Below are 22,574 nucleotides of genomic sequence, written 5' to 3' on the forward strand. Positions count from 1 at the left end.
CGTAGCGATCGGCTGTCCACCGTAACGCGGGAAACATTGCCGCCCCGGGGGCGTTGCGGCCATCATGAACTCCATGGATCCGGTCGCCACCATCGTCTGGATCGTGTCGTTCGTACTCGTCACGGTCACCGTCACCGGGCTGTCGCGCCGCTTCGGCTGGTCGGCACCGGTGGTGCTGGTGGCCGTCGGGGCCGGCGCCTCGTTCATCCCGGGTGTGCCGAACGTGCAGCTGCAACCCGAGATCGTGCTCTTCGGCCTGCTGCCTCCGCTGCTGTTCGCCGCCTCCATCCAGACGTCGTTCGTCGACGTCAGGGCGCGCCGCGACAGCATCCTGCTGCTATCGGTCGGCCTCGTGGTCTTCACCGTGGTCGTGGTCGGTGTCGCGACCTGGCTGGTGGTTCCGGCGCTCACCCTCGCGGCCGCGTTCGCGTTCGGCGCCGTCGTCGCACCCACCGACACGGTCGCCGTCACGGCGATCGCGGGGCGGCTGCACCTGCCCCGCCGACTCGTCACGGTGCTCGAGGGCGAGAGCCTGCTCAACGACGCCACCGCCCTGGTCGCGCTCAACGCGACGATCGCCGCCATCGTGAGCGTGGTCAATCCGTGGGCCATCGCGGGCGACTTCGTGCTCGCCGTCGTCGTCGGCGTCGCGGTCGGGCTCGGCATCGGGTACCTGCTGGCGATCATCCGCAAGCAGCTGCGCTCGCCTGTGCTCGACACCTCGCTCGGCCTCGTCACGCCCTACCTGGCTTTCATCCCCGCGCAGTTCCTGCACGGCTCCGGCATCCTCGCCGTCGTGGTCGCCGGCCTGTTCCTCGGCTATCGCTCGCCCACCATCCAGACGGCCGAGGCGCGCATCGCCGAGACCATCAACTGGCGCACGATCCAGTTCCTGCTCGAGAACGCGGTCTTCCTCTTCATCGGCCTCGAGCTCTCGAGCATCCTGCGCGGCGCGTTCAGCTCGGGCATCACGGTCGGGCAGACGGTGGTGATCAGCATCGTCGTGCTGCTCGCCCTGTTCGCCGCGCGATTCATCTGGATGGTGCTGACCACGGCGATCTACCGCTACGGTCCGGAGCGCCTCCGCGAACGCGGCTGGAGCTGGCCGACCGGCATCGCGGTCTCGTTCGCGGGCATCCGCGGTGTGGTCACACTTGCGGCCGTGTTCCTGCTGCCCGACGGGACACCCCACCGCGAGTTCCTGCAGTTCCTCGCGTTCGTCGTGGTCGTCGCGACGCTGCTCGAGGGGCTCGCCCTCCCCTGGATCATCCGGCGGCTGCGGCTGCCGCCGCCCGACTTCGCCCAGGAGGCCGGAGAGATGCAGCGGCTGCTCGCCGAAGCGCAGACGGCGGGGCTCGACCATCTGCAGACGAGAGTCACCGGCACCGAGGACCATCGGGTCATCGAGCGGCTGCGCATCAACGCGGTGTTCCTCTCGGACGCCCTCGAGAACCCGAGCCCGAACGAAGACGAGGACGTACCGGTCGAGTACCTGCACCTGCGGCGGTCGATGATCACGGCCGAGCGGGAGGCAGTGCTGGCAGCCCGATCGGAGGGCCGCTACCAGGATCTGGCTGTGCGCTCCGTGCTCGCCTTCCTCGACGCGGAAGAAGCGGCGCTCAAGTCGTCGGGGCCGCGCAAGCCGCTGCTCTGAGTGTCAGAGCGTTGCCCGACCGCGTCGCCCGGGCGACGCCATGACTCAGGCGACCGTCGTGCCGTCGGCCGCAGCGCGGTCCCTCACGACCGGATCGGTGCTCTCAGCGCCGCGTCGGCGCGGGCGTCGCGCCCACAGCCGCGCCCGCTGCGACGACAAGGCCAGCACGACGAGGATGTCGAGCGGCAGGCCGAACACATTGTTCCGCAACGACACCTGCGGACCGCCGTTGAAGAAGTCGATCGCGGCCAGCACGATCAGGAGCGAACTGAAGGCCATCGACGCGATGCGCGCCCAGTTGCTGCCGCGCAGCACCAGCAGGGCGAGCCCCAGGTAGATCAGCAGTCCCGCACCCCACACGGCGAGCGCGATGATCAGCACCACGGTGACGGCCTGCCGCGACTGCGCATCCAGCGGCACCGTCGACTCCGCGATCAGGGAGGCGATGAAATGCCGCCAGTCGAGCACCGTGAGCAGGATGAACACCACCCCGGCTCCGATGCGCAGGATCATCAGCAGGAAACCGAGGACGGTCGGGATCGGGCGTTGCTCGGCGAGCGCGGCGCGGCGCGCATCCGCCTGATCGGCCACCGCGATGGCTTCGGCCTCGACCGGGACGGACCGCACGTCGATGACCGGCAGGTCGCCGTCGGTCTCGATGCTGTCCCCGCCGCCGTTGCGCGCGTGGTACCCCGTCGAGAAGTCCTTGATCACGTTCACCTGCACGCCCACCCCCGCGTCGGTGAGGGTGGCGACGATGTGATCACGCTCGATGTCGGTGTTCGCGTCGATCTTGTGAGTGATCTGGAGGGTGAAGAGCGAGAAGCCGACCGCGCGGTCGAAAGTGCCGGCCGCCATCCAGTCGGCCTGATGGCCCCCGGGCAGGAACCAGCCGTCGGGGCAGCGCCAGAACCGCACGTGATGGCGCTTGGACGGGTTGCCCTGCACCTCCTGCTGGTAGGCGATGTCCTGCTGGTGACCGAACAGGTAGAGCGGGCTCACCGGCGCCTCGTCGTAGCTCCGCCGCAGCAGGGTCGAGGTGATGATGCGCCAGCTCGACCGCAGCGTGATCTCGTCGGCGCGCGTCCAGCCGGCCTTCGACATGGCCTCGTCGAGCTGCGCCTCCGTGCCGACGGCGGCCAGATTGATCGGGTCGCCGAGCAGTCCATCGCTCGTGCGGGCCCGGCCGATGAAGTAGTCGGGCACGTAGACCGAGGTCAGGATGCGATGCAGCCGCGGCAGCACGAGGTAGGCCAGCAGCAACCAGAACAGCACGAAGAAGAGGGCGAGGAACCAGCCCCAGCTGAAGCTCTCGGTGAGCGCGATCCAGGCGAGCCAGACAGCGGCGACGCCACCGAACACGAAGAAGAGGTTGTCGACGACGGCGTTGACCGACCGCGGGCGGGCCGTGGCCGACCGCGTCTTCGGTACCGTCGTCTGCGGCATGGGGACATCCTATGACCGGCGCCGGCGGCCGTCCGGATGCGGCTCCCGCGGCCGTCCGGATGCGGCTCCCGCCGGCCTCGCCCGTAGCCGCCGACCTCGCGGCGTAGGGTGAAAGCCATGACGGACTTCCGGGCGATCGTGATCGAACAGGAGACGGATGCCGGGCGCATCCTGGCGCACACGGCGGAGGTGAGACGCATCACTGATGCGTTCCTGATGCCGGGAGATGTCACGATCGCCGTCGAGTTCTCCGACCTCAACTTCAAAGACGGGCTGGCCGTCGCGGGGAAGCCGGGGGTCGCGCGCACCTCGCCGCTCATCCCGGGCATCGACCTCGTGGGAACGGTGGAGGAGTCCGACGACCCGAACTGGCGCCCGGGCGACCGCGTCGTGCTGAACGGCAGCGGCATCGGGGAGAGCCACCACGGCGGCCTCGCCGAGCGCGCCCGGGTCAGCGGTGCCTCGCTCGTGCGCGTCCCCGACATCTTCACCAGTGAACAGGCCGCCGCCATCGGCACCGCGGGATTCACCGCCATGCTCTCGGTGCTCGCGCTCGAACGGCACGGCCTCGATGCGGATACGGTGCGCGCCGACGAATCCAGCGTGCTCGTCACCGGAGCCGCCGGCGGTGTCGGATCGGTCGCCGTCGCGATCCTCGCGAAACTGGGTTACCCGGTTACCGCATCGACGGGCCGCGTCGAGGAGGAGTCGGCGTACCTGACGGACCTCGGCGCGAGCGAGATCATCGACAGATCCGAGCTGACGGAGCCGGGCAAGCCGATGCAGCGCCAGCGCTGGTCGGGCGTCGTCGACGTGGTCGGCAGCCACACGCTCGCCAACGCGATCGCGCAGACCAGATACGGCGGTACGGTCACCGCGTGCGGGCTCGCGCAGGGCTCCGACCTCCCGGCGACGGTGCTGCCCTTCATCCTGCGCGGTGTCACGCTCGCCGGGATCAACTCGGTTGATGCGCCGCTCGCGCTGCGCGAGACGGCCTGGCGGCGGCTCGCGACCGACCTGGATCCGGAGTCGCTCGCGGCGATGACCACGTTCATCCCGCTGGCCGAGGCGGTGCCGGCGGCCGACGACATCCTGGCCGGCCGGCTGCGCGGGCGCACCGTGGTGAACGTGCGGGAGTGACGTGCGGGGGTCCGGAGCCGTGGGCGCCGGCGGCCCTATGCTGACAGCATGATCGTCCTCGCGACCGTTGTGGTCACCCTCGCCGCGGCCCTGCACATCGCCATCTTCGTCATGGAGAGCGTCGGCTGGGCGCGGCCGGCCGTGTGGAAGCGGTTCAACATCGCCTCGCAGGAGGTCGCCGACACGGTGCGTCCGATGGCGTACAACCAGGGCTTCTACAACCTGTTCCTCGCGATCGGGGCCATCGTCGGCCTCATTCTCTACGGGGTCGGGATGCACGCGGCCGGGTTGTCGCTCATCCTCTTCACCACGGCCAGCATGTTCGCCGCGGCGATCGTGCTCGTCACCACCGGTCGCGGCTTCATCCGCGCGGCGATCATCCAGGGCACGCTGCCGCTGATCGGCTTCGTGCTGATGCTGCTCTCCTAGACGGCGAGCACGCGCCGGCGGGCGCTAGACGGCGGGCACGCGCGCCGGCTCCCGGAGCTCGGGAGCGAGCGACTCCGGGAGGAAGCCGCGGCCGATCACGCGCGCCGACACCCGTTGCAGCAATGGCATGGCGGCGTCGAGCGCCAGCCGCAGCGGCTCCGGCGCCGGGTCCGGCAGGATCGCCGCACCGCCGGGCCGCGCGATCCGACGGTGCGCCGCCAATTGCAGCCCCTGCATCCGCGCCACCGGTGGCAACCGGCGCTTCTGCACGGCATCGAGCACCCGCAGATCGACCGCACCCGTTCTGAGGGGCGCGACCAGCGCGTTCGCCGCGGCCACCGCATCCTGGATCGCGTAGTTGACGCCGACACCGAAGGCCGGCGACATCGCGTGCGCCGCATCCCCGATGGCGAGGAGCCCGGAACGGTACCAGCGCTCGAGCCGGTCGATCTGCACCGAGAGCAGCTTCACGTCGTCCCAGCTCTCGATGTTGCCGACTACCGGCTTCAGCACCGGCGCGATCCCGGACAGGACCCGATGGAATTCCTCGAGCCCCGCCGCCTTGAGCTCGTCGAAGCCGCCCTTCGGGATGATCAGCCCGGTCTGGTAGTAGTCGCCGCGATCGATCGTGACGATCATCCCGCCGCGGTCGACGTAGGCGAGCGTGCTCGGCGGCACCACCGCGGGCTTGGGGATTCGGAACCAGAGCACGTCGATCGCGACGCCGAACGCGCGCGGTCGCAGACCCGCAGCCCGGCGCACCGTCGAGTCGCGGCCGTCGGCGGCGATCGTCAGGGACGCCCGCACCTCCAGGGCGCCATCCGGACCGTCGACCGTCACCCCGCGGATGATGCCCGCCTCCTCGATGACGCCGGTGGCCTCGGTCTCCATCAGCAGGTGGAAGCCGGGGTACTGCGCCGCCTCGGCCGCGAGGAAGTTCAGGAAGTCCCACTGCGGCGCGAGCACGAGGAAGTCGTCGGGCGGGCCGAGCCGGCCGAAGTCGATCGGATGGAGGCGTGTGCCGTTCACCACCGCATCCAGCGTGCGGATGCTGTTGTGCGGCAGCGCGAGGAATCGTTCACGCAGCCCCAGTTCCCCGAGCAGCGTGATGGTCGACGGATGGATGGTGTCGCCGCGGAAGTCGCGGAAGAAGTCCGCGTGCTTCTCGAGCACCACGACATCCAGCCCCGCCCTGGCGAGGATGAGTCCCAGCATCATTCCAGCCGGGCCACCTCCGGCGATCACACACGACGTTTCCATCCGCTGTCCCTCCCGAACCCCAGCGTATGCTCACCACATGGCCATCATCGGATCCATTCTGATCGCGGCCGCCGCGCTGGTGCACCTGTTCTTCTTCGCGATGGAGAGCGTGATGTGGTCGTCGCCGACCGTCTGGCGGCGATTCGGCGTCGCGTCGCAGGACGACGCCGACATCGTGCGGCCGATGGCATACAACCAGGGCTTCTACAACCTGTTCCTCGCCGGAGGCACGGCGGTGGGTCTCGTGCTCTACTGGACCACCCTGCGCGACGTCGGCTTCGGGCTGGTGTTCTTCTGTGCGACCTGCATGGTGCTGGCGGCGCTCGTGCTGCTCACCACCGGCCGCAGGTACCTCCGCGCCGCCCTGCTGCAGGGCGTGCTGCCGCTCGTGGGGCTCGTGCTGCTCGCGCTCGGCTGACCGTGAAGGATGCTCGCGGCCGGCGGCTCTAGTCGATGGCCTCGCCGGCGGCGCCGATGTCGTTCACGTCGACGCGCAGGGTCTCGATGAGCTTGGCGGCGTGCTGGGTCGACACGATCACGCGCGAGTACTCCTCGCCCTCGAGGTCGATCACCACAGCAGCGCGCTGCTTGCCCTTGATGAGCAGGAAGTCCTTGCCGCCGTGGAACTTCCAGGTCCCGATCGCGAGCGTCAGCGGCACGGCGGCGCCTGGGGCCCGGATGCCGCGGATCCAGATCCACGGGTCTTCCGTGATGGCCACCGACCGGATGCTCTCCCGCGGGATCAGCAGGTCGTCCCGCTTCAGGGCGAGCACCTTCTCGGCCGCCGTGAGATGGATCTCCAGACGATCGGAGTGCACATGCATGTCGGCCATATCCCTATCCTGCCAACTCCCACCCCTGTCGTGCGCGTCGAATGTTCACAAAGAGATAACCGTCTGCCCGCGTGCATTCCCACACCGGGTGAGTGCCGGGCCGCGCGCTGTACGCTCATCTGGTGGCAACGCAGCGTCGGACACCGGGATCGCAGACCTCTCTGCGCGAGGCGAACCGGGCACGCATCGTCAACGCCATCAAACGCCACGGCGGCCTGACCCAGATCGAGCTGGCCGGCGCGACCGGGCTCTCCCCCGCGACGGTGTCGAACATCGTCAAAGAGCTGTCGAGCTCCGGTGTGCTCAACACGTCGCAGAGCATCCGGAGCGGGCGGCGGGCGCAGCACGTGACGCTCGCCCACGCGCTCGGGCTGGTGGTCGGAGTGCACGTATCGACGCGGCACATGCGCATCGCCCTCGCCGACGTCGCCCATACGGTCGTGGCGGAGCACCACATGCCGCTCGCCAAAGACCATCGCGCCGACAACGAACTCGACAAGGTGTCGCTGCTGCTCACCGACATGCTCGACTCGGTCGACGCGCGTCGTGACGAGGTGCTTGCCGTCGGCGTCGCGGTTCCGGCGCCGATCGACCAGGCGACGCACACCGTCGCACGCCTCGGGATGATGCGCGGCTGGGACGGCGTGCCGATCGCCGAGTCGCTGGAGCGCCGCGTGAAGCGGCCCGTCTTCGTGGACAATTCCGCCAACCTGACGGCGCTCGCCGAGTCCCGCCTCGGAGCCGGCCGCGGCATCCGGAACACCGTCACCCTCGACATCGCCGACACCATCGGCGCGGGCCTGACCCTCAACGGCCAGCTCTACCGCGGCTCGCACGGCATCGCCGGCGAGTTCGGGCACATGGTGGTGCGCGAGAACGGTCCCCTCTGCCGCTGCGGCAACCGCGGCTGCCTCGAGGCGATCGCCGGCGGCCCCGCCATCCTCGACGAGCTGCGCGACCACCTCGGCAGCCTCAAACTCGGCGACGTGGTGGCGCAGGCGAAGGCGGGCGACGCCCGGTGCATCCGGGCCATCGGCGATGCGGGACGCCACGTCGGCGAGGCGACGGCGAACCTGTGCAACCTGTTCGACCCGGAGCTCGTCATCGTCGACGGCGAGCTCGCCCGCGCCGGAGAACTGCTGCTCGGACCGTTGCGGCACGCCGTGGAACGGTCCATCATCGGGGGCGCCGATGTCGCACCCGAGATCGTCGAGGGCCAGCTCGGCAATCGCGCCGCGACCCTCGGTGCCGTCATCTACGCCGCCGACCGCGCCAACATCGGCGGCGACCTGATGCCGTACTGATGCCATGACTCCCATGCTCCGAACACCCGACACGACACCCGGCACCATGCCCGACCCATCAACCCGCACCCTGCCACGACCCGAACGGAGGCACCCGTGAAGATCGCGCGATCCCTCCTCGCGACAGCGACCGCCCTCGTCGTCGCGATCGCTCTCGCCGCCTGCAGCAATGCCGTCAACCCCGGCACCCGGCCGAGCGTCGACCCCCGCACGGCCAAGATCGGCCTGCTCCTGCCCGACTCCGTCACCGCGCGCTACGAAAGCGCCGACAAGCCGTACTTCGCGGCCGAGCTCACCCGGCTCTGCCCGAAATGCCACCTGCTCTACGCCAACGCCGACGGCGACGCGGGCAAGCAGCAGCAGCAGGCGGAGTCGATGCTCGCGCAGGGCGTGAGCGTGCTCGTGCTCGACCCCTTCGACTCCCAGGCGGCCGCCTCGATCGCCGCCGAGGCCCGCGCCAACGGCATCCCGGTCATCTCCTACGACCGCCTGGTCGACAGCGAGCACCTCGACTACTACATCTCGTTCGACAACGAGAAGGTCGGCCGGCTGCAGGCGCAGGCGCTCATCGACAAGCTCGCAGCCGACGGCGCGGGGAAAGGCGACCACGGCATCCTGATGCTGAACGGATCGCCCACCGACAACAACGCGGCGCTGTTCAAGAAGGGCGCGCACTCGGTGATCGACAAGAGCGGCTACCGGCTGCTCGCGGAGTACGACACCCCGGCCTGGGACCCGGCCAAGGCGCAGGACTGGGTCACCGGGCAGATCACCCAGTTCGGCGACCGCATCGACGGGATCTACGCCGCCAACGACGTGCTCGCCGGCGCCGCGATCGCGTCGCTCAAGGCGGCGGACGTCACCCCGCTCCGGCCCGTGATCGGACAGGATGCGGAACTCGCCGCCGTGCAGCGCATCCTCGCCGGCGACCAGTACATGACGGTCTACAAGGCCATCCAGCCGGAAGCAGAGAAGGCGGCGCAGCTCGCTGTCGCCCTCACGCGCTCCGAGCATCCGCCGGCGGACACGACGGTTCGTGTCGGCACGGCCGAGATCCCCTCGTTCCTCCTCGGCGTCACTGCCGTGACCGCGGACAATGTGGAAAGCTCCGTCGTGAAGGACAAGTTCTACGGGCCGGCGACGGCCGCCAAGATCTGCGCGGGCGACTACAAGGCCGCCTGCGCCCAGCACGGAATCGGATAGGACGAACAGCACCGTGACGATGGAATCCCCCGCATTCGCAGACGCGACGAGCGCACGTGAACCCGTGCTCTCGATGCGCGGCATCTCGAAGTGGTTCGGGGCCGTGCAGGCGTTGACCGAGGTGGACTTCGAGGTGTTCGCCGGCGAGGTCGTGGCGATCGTCGGCGACAACGGCGCCGGCAAGTCGACGCTGATCAAGATCCTCGCCGGTGTGCACCCGCAGGATGCCGGGACGATCTGGTTCGACGGGGAACAGGTGAGCATCCCGAGCCCGGCCGCGTCGCGGGAACTCGGGATTGCGACGGTGTTCCAGGACCTCGCGCTGTGCGACAACCTCGATGTGGTCGCCAACCTGTTCCTCGGCCGGGAGATCAGCCACGGGACGCTCGACGAGGAGGAGATGGAGAGCCGGGCGTGGAGCCTGCTCCGCCAGCTGTCGGCGCGCATCCCGTCGGTGCGGGTCGCCGTGGCGACGCTGTCTGGCGGCCAGCGACAGACGGTGGCGATCGCCCGCTCGCTCGTCGGGGAGCCGAGCGTGGTCATCCTCGACGAACCGACCGCGGCCCTCGGCGTCGCCCAGACGGCGGAGGTGCTCAACCTGATCGAGCGGCTGCGCGAGCAGGGTCTCGGCGTCATCCTGATCAGCCACAACATGGCCGACGTGCAGGCGGTCGCCGACCGCGTCACGGTGCTGCGGCTCGGCCGGAACAATGGCGACTTCCGCATCCCCGACGTCAGCTACGAAGACATCATCTCGGCGATCACCGGGGCCACCGACAACGTGGTCAGCCGGCGCGCGGACCGCCTCGACCGCGCCGAGCGCCTCGACGACGCCGACCGCCTCGACGGGGGTGCGCTGTGACCCGCACCCGAACCGCGCCCACCCCGGTGGCGACCGACCGGATCCCCCGTGGCGACACGATCCGCGACGTGGTCACGGGCTTCGGCCACCGCGTGCGCGGCGGCGACCTCGGCAGCCTGCCGGTCGTGGTCGGCCTGGTGCTGATCTGGGCGATCTTCCAGCTGCTCAACCCGACGTTCCTGTCGCCGCAGAACCTGGTGAACCTCGCCGTGCAGTGCGCGGCCGTCGGCACCATCGCGATCGGGATCGTGCTGGTGCTGCTCATCGGCCAGATCGACCTCTCGGTCGGCGCCGTCAGCGGCCTCTCGGGGGTGATCGTCGGCGTCACGTTCGTCAATCTGGGCTGGCCGCTCGCGGTCTCGATCGTCGCCGCGATCCTCGCCGGCAGCGTGCTCGGCCTGATCTACGGGCTGCTCTTCACGTCGTTCGGGGTGCCCAGCTTCCTGATCACGCTGGCCGCACTGCTCTCGGTGCTCGGCCTGCAGTTCTGGGTGCTCGGCAAGAACAGCACGATCAACATCCCGTTCGACTCCCCGCTGGTCTTCTTCACGCAGCAGCTGTTCCTGCCGCCGTGGCTGGCGTACACCGTTGCCGGGATCGCGGCGCTCGGGATGTTCCTCACCGATTGGCGCACGATCGTCCGCCGCCGTCGCGCCGGCCTGCCGGAGGGCTCGCTGACGCTGGCGACGCTGAAGGCCGCGCTCCTGCTCGTGGCGCTCTGCGTCGTGGTCTGGTACCTCGCGAAGGACCGCGGGGTCGGGGCGATGTTCCTGCTCTTCGTGATCCTCGTCGCGTTGATGAACTTCCTGCTGCGGCGCACCCGCTGGGGCCGCTCGGTGTACGCGGTCGGCGGCTCCGTCGAGGCTGCCCGGCGGTCGGGCATCCGGGTGGATCGGGTCTACATCAGCGTGTTCGTGCTGTGCTCGAGCTTCGCCGCGCTGGGCGGCGTGCTCGCGGCCGGGCGGCTGGCGTCGGTGTCGCTGTCGAGCGGCGGCACGGACACCAGCCTCAACGCCATCGCCGCTGCGGTCATCGGCGGCACCAGCCTCTTCGGCGGACGTGGACGGGCGTGGTCGGCGCTGGTGGGCATCCTAGTGATCCAGTCGATCTCGAACGGGCTGATCCTGCTCAACCTCGACAGCTCGTACCGCTACATGATCACGGGCGTGGTGACGCTGCTCGCGGTGATCATCGACTCGCTCTCGCGGCGCTCGCGGGCGTCGCACGGGCAGGCGTGACGATGACGCGCACGACGACGTTCCGGGCCCGGCTGCTGCGGCGGGATGTGCAGCCGCAGACGATCACGGTGCGCGCGTCCTCGGACGCTCCCCCGCGCACACTGCGCCGGGCGGCCGGCGGGGGCGACCAGCTGACGTTCGACGTGTACGCGCTGGTGGATGCGGACGGGTGGCCCAACGAGGCGACGTACTCGTACGTGGAGTCGGTGCAGCGTTCGGCGGCCGACGCCGACATCTGAGCCCGGTTTCTCCCTTCCGTTCGCGTTCGCCTCTCGCTTCTCGTTGAGGGGTGGCAAAAGCAGGCTCCGTCGGCGTGTTTAGGCGCGTTTGCCGCCCCTCAACGAAGCGGGGCTTGACGGGATGAACGACCGCGAGGTACTTTCCTGGTGTGGAAAGTTCCGTTGCGGGAAAGTATGATGCGGATGCGCGGGTCGGGATGATGTTCTCGGCGCTCGCGGACCCGACGCGTCGGGCGCTCATCGCCGACCTCCGCGACGGGCCCAAGACCGTCGGCGAGCTCGCGGCCCGTTTCGACGTCGGGGTGCCTGCGGTCTCGAAGCACCTGAGCGTGCTCGAGCGCGCCGGCCTCATCTCGCGCGAACGCGTCGCGCAGTGGCGGCGCTGCCGGCTCGAGGCCGAGGCCTTTGAGCAACTGAACGAGTGGATGCGGCACTACGCCTCCCTGTGGGAGGGCAGCCTCGACCGGCTCGACGGCTATCTGGGCACCCTCCTGACCGGCCCGGATGCGGTGGCCGACGACGGCTCCGCGGGTGCGGTTGCGGACGCGGATGCGGATGCGGGAGCCACGCGATGAGCGCGGCCACCGTGACCCGCCACCCCGACGGACTGACCATCACGCGGCGCTTCGCCGCCCCGCGCGAACTCGTCTTCCGCGCCCTCTCCGAGCCCGAGCACCTCAAGCAGTGGTGGGGTCCCCCGGACTATCCGGTCGACCAGTGCAGCGTCGACTTCCGTCCGGGCGGCGTCTGGCATTACAGCCTGCGCGGACGCCATGGCGGCGAGGTGTGGGCGCGCTCGGTCTATCGCGAGATCGTGCCGCCCGAGCGCGTGACCTACGTCGAACGGTCATCCGACCCGTCCGGCGCCGTGACGGACGATCGTCCGGGCGCCTACGTCACGATCACCCTGCAGAACGACGGCGACGGTACCGTCTTCACCGCGCGCATCCGGTACCAGACCCCGCTCGATCGCGACCGTGCGATCCAGGGCGGCGTCGAGCACGGCTTCTCGCGCGCCCTCGACCAGCTCGACGCCCTGCTCATCCGGCTCGGCGCCGCGCTGCGCTGACCGCACAAGCCACACTCCGAAAGGACGAACGATGACCACACTCACCTCCGCTGACGGGACCACGATCGGCTACGAGACGGTCGGCTCCGGCCCGGTCGTCATCCTGGTCGACGGTGCGATGTGCTTCCGCGACGCCGGCCCGATGCGTCCCATCGCCGATCGCCTCGCCGACCGGTTCAGGGTCGTGCTCTACGACCGGCGGGGACGCGGTGCGAGCACGGACACCGCCCCCTTCGCCGTCGGGCGCGAGATCGAGGACATCGACGCGCTGATCTCGGCCGTCGGCTCACCCGCGGTCGGGCTGGGGATCTCGTCGGGCGCGATGCTCCTGCTGCGTGCGGCAGCCGCCCTGGGGCGCGAGCGCATCGCCGGCGTCGCACTGTACGAGCCGCCGCTGATGCCGGAGGCAGCACGCGCCGGGGCCGCGGCGTACACCGCCGAGCTCACCGCAGCGCTGGCTCGTGGCGACCAGGAGGGCGCCGTCGAGCTGTTCGTGCGCCGGGTCGGGATGCCGGAGGAGGCCATCGCGGGAATGCGCGGCACCCCGATGTGGGCCGGCATGGTCCGGATCGCGCCGACCCTCGCCTACGACGATGCGGCGATGGGCGACAGCAGCGTTCCGGATGCTCTGGTGCACGCACTCAGGACGCCGACGCTCACGCTCGCGGGCGGCGCGAGCCCGGACTTCCTGCGCTTCGGGGCGCAGGCGCTGGCCGACGCCATCCTGGACGCGCAGTTCGCGGTGGTCGAGGGGCAGACGCACGACGTGGACGCCGCGGCGATCGACCTCCACCTGCGCCCCTTCTTCGAGAACGCGGGCGCTGCGGCCGCCGACCGGCGCGGCTGAGCCGGGCACCGCATCCGCTCGCTCGCCGTTGAGGGGTGGCTAACGCACCGTCCGCCGGCGTGTTTTCCTGCGTTTGCCGCCCCTCAACGGAATGGGGCGGTCAGGGGGTGGCGCGGGCGGCGGCGGCGGCTGCGGCAGGCAACGCTGCGAGGATGCGGTCGACCGCCGCGTCGTCGTGGGCGGCGGTGACGAACCACGCCTCGAAGACGCTCGGCGGCAGCGAGACGCCCGCGTCGAGCATCGCGTGGAAGAACGGCCGGTACCGGAACGCCTCCTGCCGCTGCACCTCCGCGTACGTGCGGGGCGCCGACGCGAAGTCGCCGAAGACGAAGCTGAACAGGCTGCCCGCCCGCTGAACCCGGTGGGCGACGCCCTCCGCCGAGAGGGCGGCCGAGACCGCCGCCGAGACCGTGTCGGCGACGACGTCGAGCCGGTCGTAGACCGCCTCGTCCGCGTTCGCGAGGGTCGCCAGCCCCGCCGCGACCGCGACCGGGTTGCCCGACAGCGTTCCCGCCTGATACACCGGGCCGGTCGGCGCGAGGAAGTCCATGAGCTCCGCGCGACCGCCCAGAGCCGCCAGCGGCATCCCGCCACCGATGACCTTTCCGAAGGTGACCAGATCGGGCGTGTAGCCGCGGTCGAGGCCCCAGAATCCGGCCTCGCTCACGCGGAACCCGGTGAGCACCTCGTCGAGGATCAGGAGCGCACCGAACTCGTGCGCGAGGTCGGTTAGCGCGGCGTTGAATCCCTCGTCGGGTGCGACCACGCCCATGTTGGCGGCGGCGGCCTCGGTGATGACGGCCGCGATGTCGGGGCCGTGCTCCTCGAAGGCCGTTCGCACGGCATCCAGGTCGTTGTAGGGCAGCACCAGTGTCTGGGCCGCCGTCGCCTCGGTCACACCGGCGGAGCCGGGGAGCGCGAGCGTGGCCAGGCCGGATCCGGCCTCGGCGAGCAGGCTGTCGGAGTGCCCGTGGTAGTGCCCGGCGAACTTGATCAGCAGGGGCCGGCCGGTGAAGCCGCGCGCGAGCCGGATCGCCGTCATGGTCGCCTCGGTGCCCGTGGAGACGAGGCGCAGCTTCTCGATGAACGGCACGCGGGCCAGCACGGCCTCCGCGAGCTCGGTCTCCGCCGGCGTCGACGCACCGAACGAGAGGCCGCGCGCGGCAGCCTCCTGCACGGCGGCGATGACGGCCGGATGCGCGTGCCCGAGGATCGCGGGACCCCACGACGCGACGAGGTCGACGTACTCGCGACCCTGCGCATCCGTGATGTACGGACCGCGGGCCGACACCATGAACCGTGGGGTGCCGCCGACCGAGCGGAACGCGCGCACCGGCGAGTTCACGCCGCCCGGGATGACCCGCTGAGCACGCTCGAACTGGACGAGGTTCACGTCGGAGAGGGCCGCACCGTCGGCCAGGGCCTCCTGGTCGCTCATCGCAGCCACCTCGCGACCTCGGTCGCCCAGTAGGTCATGACGGCATCGGCTCCGGCCCGGCGGGCGCCGATGAGGGTCTCCTCGATGATGCGGCGCCGGTCGATCCAGCCGTTCGCGGCTGCGGCCTCGACCATCGCGTACTCCCCCGACACCTGGTAGGCCCAGACCGGAACATCGCTGATCGCGGCGACGTCCGAGAGCACATCGAGGTAGCTGAGCGCCGGCTTCACCATCAGCACGTCCGCGCCCTCCTCGAGGTCGAGACGCGCCTCGCGCAGGCCCTCGCGGCGATTGGCGGGGTCCTGCTGGTAGGCGCGGCGGTCGCCGCTGAGCTGGGAGTCGACGGCCTCGCGGAACGGCCCGTAGAACGCCGACGCGTACTTGGCGGCGTAGGCGAGGATGATCGTGTCGGTGTGGCCGGCCTCGTCGAGCGCGTCGCGCACGGCGGCGACCTGGCCGTCCATCATGCCACTCAGCCCGAGCAGCTGCGAGCCCGCCTCGGCCTGCGCGATCGCCATGTCGCGGTACCGGATGAGGGTGGCGTCGTTGTCGACGTGCCCACGCGCATCCAGCACGCCGCAGTGGCCGTGGTCGGTGAACTCGTCGAGGCACAGGTCGGTCTGCAGCACGATCGCATCGCCGACCTCGGCGGCGACGGCACGCGTCGCGACGTTCAGGATGCCGTCCGGATCGGTCGCGGCGGAGCCGACCGCGTCCCGTGTCTCCGGGACGCCGAACAGCATCACGCCGCCGACGCCGGCCTCGGCCGCTTCGGCCACGGCGCGTTTGAGCGAGTCGATGCTGTGCTGCACGACGCCGGGCATCGACTGGATGGGCAGCGCCTCCGGCGTGCCTTCGCGCACGAACATCGGCAGGATCAGCTCTGCGGGATGGAGGCGGGTCTCGGCGGTCAGCCGGCGCACTGCCGGGGACTGCCGCAGCCGCCGTGGTCGGACAACGGGGTGCGTCACTTCGCTCACTCGGCAAGCCTACGCGCGTGGCGGCGGGGCACCCTGCGTGCGCTCCCAGCTACGCGGGGACGGGCGGCGCATAACTCCGGAAGACTGCGAGCGCGGCACGGCGCGTCGCCCATAACTTCGGAAGATCGAGACGGAGCGCGGTGCGGGTTCCGGAGTTGCACGGCGCCGATTCGGGTCGGGCGGCCGGCTAGCCCGCGTCGGCCGCGTCGGCGGTCTCGTCGGGCTCGGACGCCGTGTTCGCCGCCTCGACCACGGACTCGATCAGCGACGCCGCCGTGCGTTCGGCAGCGACCACGTCGACGCGCAGCCCGAAGTCGCGGGCGTCGCGCGCGGTCTGCGGTCCGATCGCGGCGACCAGCGTGCTCTCGGGGATCGGGCCGAGCTGGCGCTGCACCTGCTCCGCCACCGACCCGCTGGTGACCAGGATCGCCTGCACCAGGCCGGACGCCACGTCGTTCACCACGTTCTCCGGCACGGGGACGCCGATCGTGCGATAGGCGACGACCGACTCGACCTCGTGGCCGACGCGCTTGAGCCCCTCGGTCAGCAGCGGCTTGGCGATCTCCGACCGGAGCGTGAGCACGCGCAGCGGGACGACCCCGTTCGTCGCGGCCTCCCATTCGGCGAGGAGCCCCCTGGCCGAGTTGTCCTCCGAAGGGACGAGGTCGACCTTGTAGCCGGCGGCCGCCAGGGCGGCCGCCGTGGTCTCGCCGACAGCGGCGACGCGCGTCGACGACGGCACCACCGCGCGTTGCGCACTCAGCACATCGACGGTCGTCGCGCTGGTCACGGTCATCCAGTCGAACTCGCCGGCGGCCAGCCGCGCGAGCGCGCGCTCCAGGGCCGGGGCATCGTCGGTCGGCGCGAAGTTGATCATCGCGGCGACGATCGGCGACGCTCCCTTGGAACGCAGGTCGGCGGCGACCGAGTCGCCCCACGGACCGCCGCGCGGCACGAGGACGCGCCAGCCGGTCAGCGGCTTGCCGGTGGATGCTGTGGACGTGGTCATCGCGCGCTCCCGAGCGGTGCCAGGCCGGCGGCCCCCGCGCCGAGCAGTTCGGCCACGACGCGTTCTCCCACATCGCGAGCAGCGGCGGCCAGGTCGGCGCGGCTCATCGAATCGGGGGTGGCGGCGTGGGATGCGGTGAGCTGCTCGGTGCCGTCGGGCCGGTATACGGTCGCGGTGAGGAACAGCAACCCGTCGTCGACGAGGGCGGTCGCGCCGATCGGAGCGGCGCATCCGGCTTCGAGTCCGGCGAGGACGATGCGCTCGGCGGTGGCGCAGGCGCGAGTGGTGGCGTGATCGACGGCCGCGACCGCCTTGGCGATCGCGCCGTGCCCCTTCTCGTCACCCGCTCGCACCTCGAGCGCGAGCGCCCCCTGGCCCGGCGCGGTCGGCACCTGGGAGAGGGGGAAGAACTCCGTCACCGCGTCGGAACGGCCCAGCCGTCCCAGACCGGCGGCCGCGAGCACCACGGCGTCGAGGTCGCCGTCGGCGACGCGCGAGAGACGGGTGTCGACGTTTCCGCGGATGTCGACCACCTCGAGGTCGGGGCGGCGCGACTTCAGCTGGGCGACCCGACGCGGCGAGCCGGTGCCGACACGGGCGCCCTCCGGCAGCGTCTCGACGGTGAGCCCGTCACGTGCGCACAGGGTGTCCCTGGCGTCCGCACGCTTCGGGATCGCGCCGATGACGAGACCGGGAGCGTCTCCGGTCGGCAGGTCTTTGAGGGAGTGCACGATGATGTCGCATTCGCCGGCGAGCAGCGACTCGCGGAGCGCCGTGGCGAAGACCCCGGTGCCGCCGAGCTCGGAGAGCGACTCGCGCGAGGTGTCCCCGTGGGTCGTGACGGTGATGAGCTCGACGTCGTTACCGGTGGCCTTGGCGAGCTGTTCGGCGACGGCGGTGGTCTGCGCGACCGCGAGGGCGCTCCCCCGCGTGCCGATGCGCAGCACGCCGTCGCGCGGCTCCGACGGTCCGGATGCCCGGCTCACCGAACCGGTCACGGCGCCAGCCCCGCAGCCGCCGGCTTGAAACCGAGCCGCACGTTCTCGCAGCAGCCGGGCCGGCACACGTCGTACCAGGGGCCGAGCTCCGTCATGGCGGGGCGCTGGTCGACCGGAACGCCGTCACGGCGCTCCAGCACCAGGTCGATGAGGCCCTTCACGTACGCGTGGTGCGTTCCCGGGGTGGGCACGCGGACCGCGACGAGACCGTGCTCCTCGCTCGTCTCCATGGCCTCGTTGTCGAGGTCCCAGAGAACCTCCATGTGGTCGCTGACGAAGCCGAGCGGCACGATGATCACGGCCTTGACGCCCTTCGCGGGCAGTTCGGCGATGGCGTCGTTGATGTCGGGTTCGAGCCACGGCATCGAGGGGGGACCGCTGCGCGACTGGTAGACGAGCTGCCACTTCACCACGCCGTCGGTCGCCGCCTGAGCCACGACCTCCGCCACGGCGAGGTGCTGCGCCGCGTACGCGCCGCCCTCACCGAAACCGCGCTCGGCCGGGCCGGAGCGTGCGGCATCTGCCGACGGGATCGAGTGCGTGGTGAACAGCAGCTCGATCTCGGTCGCGGGGTCGATGCCCGGCACCTTCGCCTGCACATCGGCCAGCGCATCCCGCACGCCTTCGATGAAGGGCTCGACGAAACCGGGGTGGTCGAAGAACTGACGCACCTTGTCGATCTCGATGGTGCCCTCGAGGCCGGTGTCCTCGAGCGCCATCGCGAAGTCCTCGCGGTACTGACGGCACGACGAATACGACGAGTAGGCGCTCGTGGCGATCGCGATGATCTTCGTGAGCCCGCGCTCGTTCGCCTCGGTGAGGGCGTCCTTCAGGTACGGGTCCCAGTTGCGGTTGCCCCACAGCACGGGCAGATCGATGCCGCGGGACGCCAGCTCGGCCTCCAGCGCCGCCTTGAGCTCGCGGTTCTGATCGTTGATCGGCGAGACCCCGCCGAAGTGACGGTAGTGGTGCGCGACCTCCTCGAGGCGCTCCTCCGGGATGCCGCGCCCGCGCGTCACGTTGCGCAGGAACGGGATGACGTCGTCCTGACCCTCGGGCCCGCCGAAGCCGGCGAGGAGGATCGCGTCGTAGGCGACCGGCTCGGTGACGTGCTCGGGACCGTTCGCCGCTGCCGGCGTTGCTCCGAGGACCCGGCCGGTCGTGGTGCCCGTGACGTCGGTCACTGCAGCACCTCCACGAGCTCGGCGGGTGCGATGCGGCGGCCGGTGAAGAACGGCACCTCTTCGCGCACGTGGCGGCGGGCATCCGTCTGGCGCAGATCGCGCATCAGGTCGACCAGGTCCGTGAGCTCGTCGGACTCGAGGGGAAGGATCCACTCGTAGTCGCCGAGCGCGAACGAGGCGACGGTGTTGGCCAGCACCGAGCGGAACGCGGCGCCCTTGCGGCCGTGCTCCGCGAGCATCCGGCCGCGCTCCTCGTCGGGAAGCAGGTACCACTCGTAGCTGCGGACGAACGGGTAGACCGTCAGCCACTCTTTCGGCTCCTTGCCGCGCAGGAAGCCGGGGACGTGCGACTTGTTGAACTCCGCATCCCGGTGCACACCCATGGCGTTCCAGGTGGGGAGGAGGGCTTTGAGCAGCTGGGTGCGGCGCAGTTGGCGCAGCGCCCACTGCAGGGTGTGGGCCTCGGGCCCGTGCAGCCAGATCATGACGTCGGCGTCGGCACGCAGGCCGGAGACGTCGTACAGGCCGCGCGTCGTGACGTTCTGGAGCTCGAGGTCGGCGATCACGCCTTCGAGCTCCTGCACCGCACGGGGCACGTCGGTGCCGTCGAGATCGTCGGGACGCGCCGGATCGCGGCGCAGAACGGCCCACAAAGTGAAACCACTCGGATTCTCGACAGGGACGCTCGAATCTGCCGTAGCGGCAGCCGGGTTACTCATACCTCACAGTCTCCCTCTCAAACCTGTGAGAGCCAAAAACAGCGGCCGGATGCTCACCGCTGCGCAGCGCGGACGGCGAGCCAGACGACTCCGCCGATCGCTGCGGCGACCGCGACGGCCGCACCGACCAGCACCAGCGGATTCTCCTGACGCAGCCGCTGAACCCGCTCGGCGGTGCGCTTGGGAACGTTGAGCTTGTATTCGATCGCGCTGAGGGTGTCGGCCACCTGGGCACGGGCCCGTTCGACGTCGGTGCGCTCAGTTGTCATAGCGGCCAAGTCCCTTCAGCGCCTCGGAGTCCTCTTTGATGCTGTTGATCGTCTTCTCCGGTGCGACGCCGTTCATCTTCTTGAACGACGAGATGCCGATGAGCGCCAGGATCGCCGCGATCAGTAGAAGTGCGACGACCACGATGAGGGCCGCGAGCCAGCCGGGCAGCGCCACCGCGATCCCGAGGATGGCCGCGGCGACCAGCGAGCCGAGGGCGAAGAAGCCCAGAACGGCGGCCACCACGAACAGGCCTATTCCGACTCCGGCATGCTTCGCTTTCTCGGCGAACTCCGCCTTGAGGTGGGCGATCTCGGCCTTCAGCAGCGCGATCAGCTGCTGCGGGAGCTCGGAGACGAGCGTGAACAGCGATCGCGAGCGGGCATCGCCGTGGAAACGCGGGTCGTTGTCGGTCATACGCGTCACCGTACTCCTCGCCGTGGTCGGCTCAAGCGCCCTGTCCGGCGGCGGTGCCGGCGCCACCGGCCGAGCCGCTCGCGGAGCCGTTCGCGGAGCCGCCCGCGTTGTCGATGGCGGCCTTGGCCGCGGGGGACGGCACCGGGGTGCTCGCCTCCTTGCGGCGAGCCGAAGCCTGCACGATCAGCTTCTTGGCGGTGTCGTACACGGTGCCGGGAACCTCACCGACCTTGGCGGCCACGAAGTCCTCTGCGGCGTTGACCTGCTTCTGGATTCCCGGCGACTCCCACACCTTGGCGGCAGCCGACTTGATCTGTTCGTACCGCTTGCGGCCGGCACGCGCACCGAGCACGTAGCCCACCGCTGCTCCGGCGACAAAGAGAAGCTTTCCGCGCATTGCTGGCCCCGTTCGTCAAAGGTTCTCGGTCAGTGTCCTCCAGCGTAGACCCCTGACGCGCGTCGCCGTCTCGCGGGCATCCGGGATGACCGAGGCGAGGCCGGTGCCCGTGAGCCACGAACCCGTCACCTCGAGGCCTTCGACCGCCGCGACCGCGTCGCGGACCTGCCGGATGCGGTCCCCCTCGCCCAGCGCCGCGTACGGCAGCGCGTTGGTCCAGCTGGTGCGCGCGAAACCGGCGACGGCGGATTCCGCAAGGGGGATGCCGTAGAGAGCGGACGCGTCGGCGATCGCCGTTGTACGCAACTCGTCGTCGCTCATCCCGCTCGTCGCCGACGGCATCCCGGCGCGCCCGTACGACAGCCGGATGACCTGACGGCCCGGCCCCGCATCGTGGGCGAGCCACGACCACTTCGCCGTGGAGTGGGTCGTCGCCTTGGCCCCGACATCCGGTGTCCCCGAGTCGGAGACGAGCACGCCGGTTCCGCGCGGGGCGGCGGCCAGACGTTCGTCGGTGATGACCAGGGTGGTCAGCTCGACGCTGGAGGCGGGCGGCCAGTCGAGGTCGCCCAAGGTGGTGAGCTCGGCGGCGGCTTCGCCGAGCAGGTCGAGCGCCGCCGAGGCGGGCACCGCGACGACGACGGCATCGGCGAGGAGCTCCTCGCCGTCGGTCAGCCGCACGACCCAGCGGGCGTCGTCGGCCTGAGCGGCGGCGACGTCGCCCTCGGCCGCTCCGTCGAGCACGCTTTCAGTTGCTCCATCGGCGACCGCGTCGTCCGTCTCCTCCGGTGCCACGAAGGGCAGCAGTTCGGCCACGGCGGCCTGGGTGCGCACGACTCCTCCGCGCTCGGCGATGTCGGCGGCGAGCGCGGCCGGCAGCCGCCACATGCCACCGCGGATGCCCTCAACGGCACCTCCCGCCTTGGCGTTGGACCGCAGCTCACCGACCGCACCAGACAGAGAGCCGAGCCGGGTCAGTGCGGAGTTGAGGCCGGGAGCGACCACGTCGATGTCCAGGTCGTCCGGACGCGCCGAGTACACCCCGGTCGCCACCGGCGCGACCAGACGCTCGAGCACCTTCGCGCCCATCCGCTTGCGCACGAGCGTGCCGAGGCTGCGCTCCGTGCCGATCTTGAGTACGGGCATGACACGGTCGAGGTACGCGCGCCACGCGCCGGCCCAGCCGATCGCCCGCACCACATCGCTGGCGAGCGGCGAGCTCGGGATGCCCAGCAGCCCCGCCTTGGGCAGGGGCACGCTCTGCGACCCGAACCGCACCCAGGCGCCGGCCGGGTTCGGTGTGACGACGCCGCGGCCGAGCCCGAGTTCGTCGACCAGCTCGCGCACGTGACCGCCTCGGGTCGCGTAGCTCTCGGCCCCGGCGTCGACGGTCAGCCCGTCGATCTCGAGGGAGGCGACGGAGCCGCCGACCCGATCCCCCGCCTCGAGCAGGGTCACGGAGAAGCCGGGCCGGGCGCAGTCGCGTGCGGCGACCAGGCCGGCCATCCCGCCCCCGATCACGATCACGCGGGTCGGCGGGGCCTCGACGGCCTGGCGCAGCTCGTCGGCGAGCGTCTGCTCTGCGCCCGACTGCTCTGCGTCCGACTTCTCTGCGTCCATCTGCTCTGCGTCCATCTGTTC

At 70.7% G+C, this 22,574-nt stretch carries 25 protein-coding genes; 12 read left to right on the plus strand and 13 right to left on the minus strand.

Features of this window, described 5'->3' with window-relative positions; translation table 11 throughout:
* Nucleotides 1-73: 73 nt before the first annotated feature.
* Nucleotides 74-1,654, plus strand: a complete 1,581-nt coding sequence (locus tag AC1DB1_RS03605) for a Na+/H+ antiporter (protein WP_477199813.1) — start codon at nt 74-76, stop codon at nt 1,652-1,654.
* Between the two features lie 45 nt (nt 1,655-1,699).
* Here the strand turns inward: AC1DB1_RS03605 and AC1DB1_RS03610 are convergent, their stop codons facing one another.
* Entirely contained in the window at nt 1,700-3,100 is a 1,401-nt protein-coding gene (locus AC1DB1_RS03610) for an LssY C-terminal domain-containing protein (RefSeq protein ID WP_477199814.1), read from the minus strand.
* Nucleotides 3,101-3,217: 117 nt separating this feature from the next.
* Here AC1DB1_RS03610 and acuI point away from each other — a divergent pair, with 117 nt between their 5' ends.
* A complete protein-coding gene (gene acuI / locus AC1DB1_RS03615; protein WP_477199815.1) occupies nt 3,218-4,240 on the plus strand; it encodes an acrylyl-CoA reductase (NADPH) in 1,023 nt (340 codons plus the stop codon).
* 48 nt (nt 4,241-4,288) lie between these two features.
* The gene (locus AC1DB1_RS03620) at nt 4,289-4,669 is read left to right on the plus strand and encodes a DUF1304 domain-containing protein (RefSeq protein WP_271176682.1); all 381 of its coding nucleotides are present in this window, start codon (nt 4,289-4,291) and stop codon (nt 4,667-4,669) included.
* A 24-nt stretch (nt 4,670-4,693) separates the two neighbouring features.
* Here AC1DB1_RS03620 and AC1DB1_RS03625 read toward each other — a convergent pair whose 3' ends face one another.
* A complete protein-coding gene (locus AC1DB1_RS03625) occupies nt 4,694-5,929 on the minus strand; it encodes an FAD-dependent oxidoreductase (protein WP_477199816.1) in 1,236 nt (411 codons plus the stop codon).
* 37 nt (nt 5,930-5,966) lie between these two features.
* Between AC1DB1_RS03625 and AC1DB1_RS03630 the strand changes: the two genes are divergently transcribed.
* Nucleotides 5,967-6,347, plus strand: coding sequence for a DUF1304 domain-containing protein (locus AC1DB1_RS03630; RefSeq protein WP_271176680.1), 381 nt, complete (start codon nt 5,967-5,969; stop codon nt 6,345-6,347).
* Between the two features lie 28 nt (nt 6,348-6,375).
* Here AC1DB1_RS03630 and AC1DB1_RS03635 read toward each other — a convergent pair whose 3' ends face one another.
* The gene (locus AC1DB1_RS03635) at nt 6,376-6,762 is read right to left on the minus strand and encodes a hypothetical protein (RefSeq protein WP_271176679.1); all 387 of its coding nucleotides are present in this window, start codon (nt 6,760-6,762) and stop codon (nt 6,376-6,378) included.
* A 122-nt stretch (nt 6,763-6,884) separates the two neighbouring features.
* Between AC1DB1_RS03635 and AC1DB1_RS03640 the strand changes: the two genes are divergently transcribed.
* From AC1DB1_RS03640 to AC1DB1_RS03675, 8 genes are all read left to right on the plus strand, one after another.
* Nucleotides 6,885-8,066 (plus strand): ROK family transcriptional regulator, encoded by a 1,182-nt coding sequence (locus tag AC1DB1_RS03640; RefSeq protein WP_477199817.1) that lies wholly within the window; start codon nt 6,885-6,887, stop codon nt 8,064-8,066.
* 96 nt (nt 8,067-8,162) lie between these two features.
* Nucleotides 8,163-9,269 (plus strand): ABC transporter substrate-binding protein, encoded by a 1,107-nt coding sequence (locus tag AC1DB1_RS03645; protein WP_477199818.1) that lies wholly within the window; start codon nt 8,163-8,165, stop codon nt 9,267-9,269.
* A gap of 19 nt (nt 9,270-9,288) precedes the next feature.
* The gene (locus tag AC1DB1_RS03650) at nt 9,289-10,131 is read left to right on the plus strand and encodes an ATP-binding cassette domain-containing protein (RefSeq protein ID WP_271177131.1); all 843 of its coding nucleotides are present in this window, start codon (nt 9,289-9,291) and stop codon (nt 10,129-10,131) included.
* Nucleotides 10,128-11,369 (plus strand): sugar ABC transporter permease, encoded by a 1,242-nt coding sequence (locus AC1DB1_RS03655; protein WP_477199819.1) that lies wholly within the window; start codon nt 10,128-10,130, stop codon nt 11,367-11,369. The genes AC1DB1_RS03650 and AC1DB1_RS03655 overlap by 4 nt, the downstream gene beginning before the upstream one ends.
* Before the next feature lie 2 nt (nt 11,370-11,371).
* On the plus strand, nt 11,372-11,608 hold the full coding sequence (locus tag AC1DB1_RS03660; protein WP_271176676.1) for a hypothetical protein: 237 nt from the start codon (nt 11,372-11,374) through the stop codon (nt 11,606-11,608).
* Nucleotides 11,609-11,757: 149 nt separating this feature from the next.
* Nucleotides 11,758-12,183 carry an ArsR/SmtB family transcription factor gene (locus AC1DB1_RS03665; RefSeq protein ID WP_477199820.1) on the plus strand — a complete coding sequence of 142 codons (426 nt, stop codon included), beginning with the start codon at nt 11,758-11,760 and terminating at the stop codon, nt 12,181-12,183.
* A complete protein-coding gene (locus tag AC1DB1_RS03670; protein WP_477199821.1) occupies nt 12,180-12,677 on the plus strand; it encodes an SRPBCC domain-containing protein in 498 nt (165 codons plus the stop codon). The genes AC1DB1_RS03665 and AC1DB1_RS03670 overlap by 4 nt, the downstream gene beginning before the upstream one ends.
* A gap of 31 nt (nt 12,678-12,708) precedes the next feature.
* On the plus strand, nt 12,709-13,524 hold the full coding sequence (locus AC1DB1_RS03675) for an alpha/beta fold hydrolase (RefSeq protein ID WP_477199822.1): 816 nt from the start codon (nt 12,709-12,711) through the stop codon (nt 13,522-13,524).
* 100 nt (nt 13,525-13,624) lie between these two features.
* Here AC1DB1_RS03675 and hemL read toward each other — a convergent pair whose 3' ends face one another.
* The 10 genes from hemL to hemG form a co-directional block, all read right to left on the minus strand.
* Nucleotides 13,625-14,962, minus strand: coding sequence for a glutamate-1-semialdehyde 2,1-aminomutase (gene hemL, locus AC1DB1_RS03680; RefSeq protein WP_477199823.1), 1,338 nt, complete (start codon nt 14,960-14,962; stop codon nt 13,625-13,627).
* Complete coding sequence (gene hemB / locus AC1DB1_RS03685) at nt 14,959-15,933, minus strand: porphobilinogen synthase (protein ID WP_271177129.1); 975 nt, start codon at nt 15,931-15,933, stop codon at nt 14,959-14,961. The genes hemL and hemB overlap by 4 nt, the downstream gene beginning before the upstream one ends.
* 196 nt (nt 15,934-16,129) lie before the next feature.
* The gene (locus tag AC1DB1_RS03690; RefSeq protein WP_477199824.1) at nt 16,130-16,951 is read right to left on the minus strand and encodes a uroporphyrinogen-III synthase; all 822 of its coding nucleotides are present in this window, start codon (nt 16,949-16,951) and stop codon (nt 16,130-16,132) included.
* The gene (gene hemC / locus AC1DB1_RS03695) at nt 16,948-17,949 is read right to left on the minus strand and encodes a hydroxymethylbilane synthase (protein ID WP_477199825.1); all 1,002 of its coding nucleotides are present in this window, start codon (nt 17,947-17,949) and stop codon (nt 16,948-16,950) included. Before hemC ends, AC1DB1_RS03690 begins: the two co-directional genes overlap by 4 nt.
* Complete coding sequence (locus AC1DB1_RS03700) at nt 17,946-19,133, minus strand: ferrochelatase (RefSeq protein WP_477199826.1); 1,188 nt, start codon at nt 19,131-19,133, stop codon at nt 17,946-17,948. Before AC1DB1_RS03700 ends, hemC begins: the two co-directional genes overlap by 4 nt.
* Entirely contained in the window at nt 19,130-19,852 is a 723-nt protein-coding gene (hemQ, locus tag AC1DB1_RS03705) for a hydrogen peroxide-dependent heme synthase (RefSeq protein ID WP_477199827.1), read from the minus strand. The genes AC1DB1_RS03700 and hemQ overlap by 4 nt, the downstream gene beginning before the upstream one ends.
* Nucleotides 19,853-19,905: 53 nt before the next feature.
* Nucleotides 19,906-20,121: a hypothetical protein gene (locus AC1DB1_RS03710; protein ID WP_271176667.1), complete on the minus strand. Its 216-nt coding sequence runs from the start codon at nt 20,119-20,121 to the stop codon at nt 19,906-19,908.
* Nucleotides 20,111-20,536, minus strand: coding sequence for a phage holin family protein (locus AC1DB1_RS03715; RefSeq protein WP_271176666.1), 426 nt, complete (start codon nt 20,534-20,536; stop codon nt 20,111-20,113). Before AC1DB1_RS03715 ends, AC1DB1_RS03710 begins: the two co-directional genes overlap by 11 nt.
* Before the next feature lie 31 nt (nt 20,537-20,567).
* Nucleotides 20,568-20,933, minus strand: coding sequence for a hypothetical protein (locus AC1DB1_RS03720; RefSeq protein WP_477199828.1), 366 nt, complete (start codon nt 20,931-20,933; stop codon nt 20,568-20,570).
* Between the two features lie 15 nt (nt 20,934-20,948).
* Nucleotides 20,949-22,568 carry a protoporphyrinogen oxidase gene (hemG, locus tag AC1DB1_RS03725; protein WP_477199829.1) on the minus strand — a complete coding sequence of 540 codons (1,620 nt, stop codon included), beginning with the start codon at nt 22,566-22,568 and terminating at the stop codon, nt 20,949-20,951.
* Between the last annotated feature and the right edge of the window lie 6 nt (nt 22,569-22,574).

The organism is Leifsonia sp. 10N434 (assembly GCF_056394405.1).

Bases quoted from the DNA above. Each gene is read 5' to 3' on its own strand.
- AC1DB1_RS03650 (WP_271177131.1), top strand. From the start codon at position 9,289: ATGGAATCCCCCGCATTCGCAGACGCGACGAGCGCACGTGAACCCGTG.
- AC1DB1_RS03690 (WP_477199824.1), bottom strand. From the start codon at position 16,951: ATGACCACGTCCACAGCATCCACCGGCAAGCCGCTGACCGGCTGGCGC.
- hemG (WP_477199829.1), bottom strand. From the start codon at position 22,568: ATGGACGCAGAGCAGATGGACGCAGAGAAGTCGGACGCAGAGCAGTCG.
- AC1DB1_RS03630 (WP_271176680.1), top strand. From the start codon at position 5,967: ATGGCCATCATCGGATCCATTCTGATCGCGGCCGCCGCGCTGGTGCAC.
- AC1DB1_RS03635 (WP_271176679.1), bottom strand. From the start codon at position 6,762: ATGGCCGACATGCATGTGCACTCCGATCGTCTGGAGATCCATCTCACG.
- AC1DB1_RS03660 (WP_271176676.1), top strand. From the start codon at position 11,372: ATGACGCGCACGACGACGTTCCGGGCCCGGCTGCTGCGGCGGGATGTG.
- AC1DB1_RS03620 (WP_271176682.1), top strand. From the start codon at position 4,289: ATGATCGTCCTCGCGACCGTTGTGGTCACCCTCGCCGCGGCCCTGCAC.
- AC1DB1_RS03670 (WP_477199821.1), top strand. From the start codon at position 12,180: ATGAGCGCGGCCACCGTGACCCGCCACCCCGACGGACTGACCATCACG.
- AC1DB1_RS03610 (WP_477199814.1), bottom strand. From the start codon at position 3,100: ATGCCGCAGACGACGGTACCGAAGACGCGGTCGGCCACGGCCCGCCCG.
- hemQ (WP_477199827.1), bottom strand. From the start codon at position 19,852: ATGAGTAACCCGGCTGCCGCTACGGCAGATTCGAGCGTCCCTGTCGAG.
- AC1DB1_RS03625 (WP_477199816.1), bottom strand. From the start codon at position 5,929: ATGGAAACGTCGTGTGTGATCGCCGGAGGTGGCCCGGCTGGAATGATG.
- hemL (WP_477199823.1), bottom strand. From the start codon at position 14,962: ATGAGCGACCAGGAGGCCCTGGCCGACGGTGCGGCCCTCTCCGACGTG.
- AC1DB1_RS03715 (WP_271176666.1), bottom strand. From the start codon at position 20,536: ATGACCGACAACGACCCGCGTTTCCACGGCGATGCCCGCTCGCGATCG.
- AC1DB1_RS03675 (WP_477199822.1), top strand. From the start codon at position 12,709: ATGACCACACTCACCTCCGCTGACGGGACCACGATCGGCTACGAGACG.
- AC1DB1_RS03710 (WP_271176667.1), bottom strand. From the start codon at position 20,121: ATGACAACTGAGCGCACCGACGTCGAACGGGCCCGTGCCCAGGTGGCC.
- acuI (WP_477199815.1), top strand. From the start codon at position 3,218: ATGACGGACTTCCGGGCGATCGTGATCGAACAGGAGACGGATGCCGGG.
- AC1DB1_RS03605 (WP_477199813.1), top strand. From the start codon at position 74: ATGGATCCGGTCGCCACCATCGTCTGGATCGTGTCGTTCGTACTCGTC.
- AC1DB1_RS03720 (WP_477199828.1), bottom strand. From the start codon at position 20,933: ATGCGCGGAAAGCTTCTCTTTGTCGCCGGAGCAGCGGTGGGCTACGTG.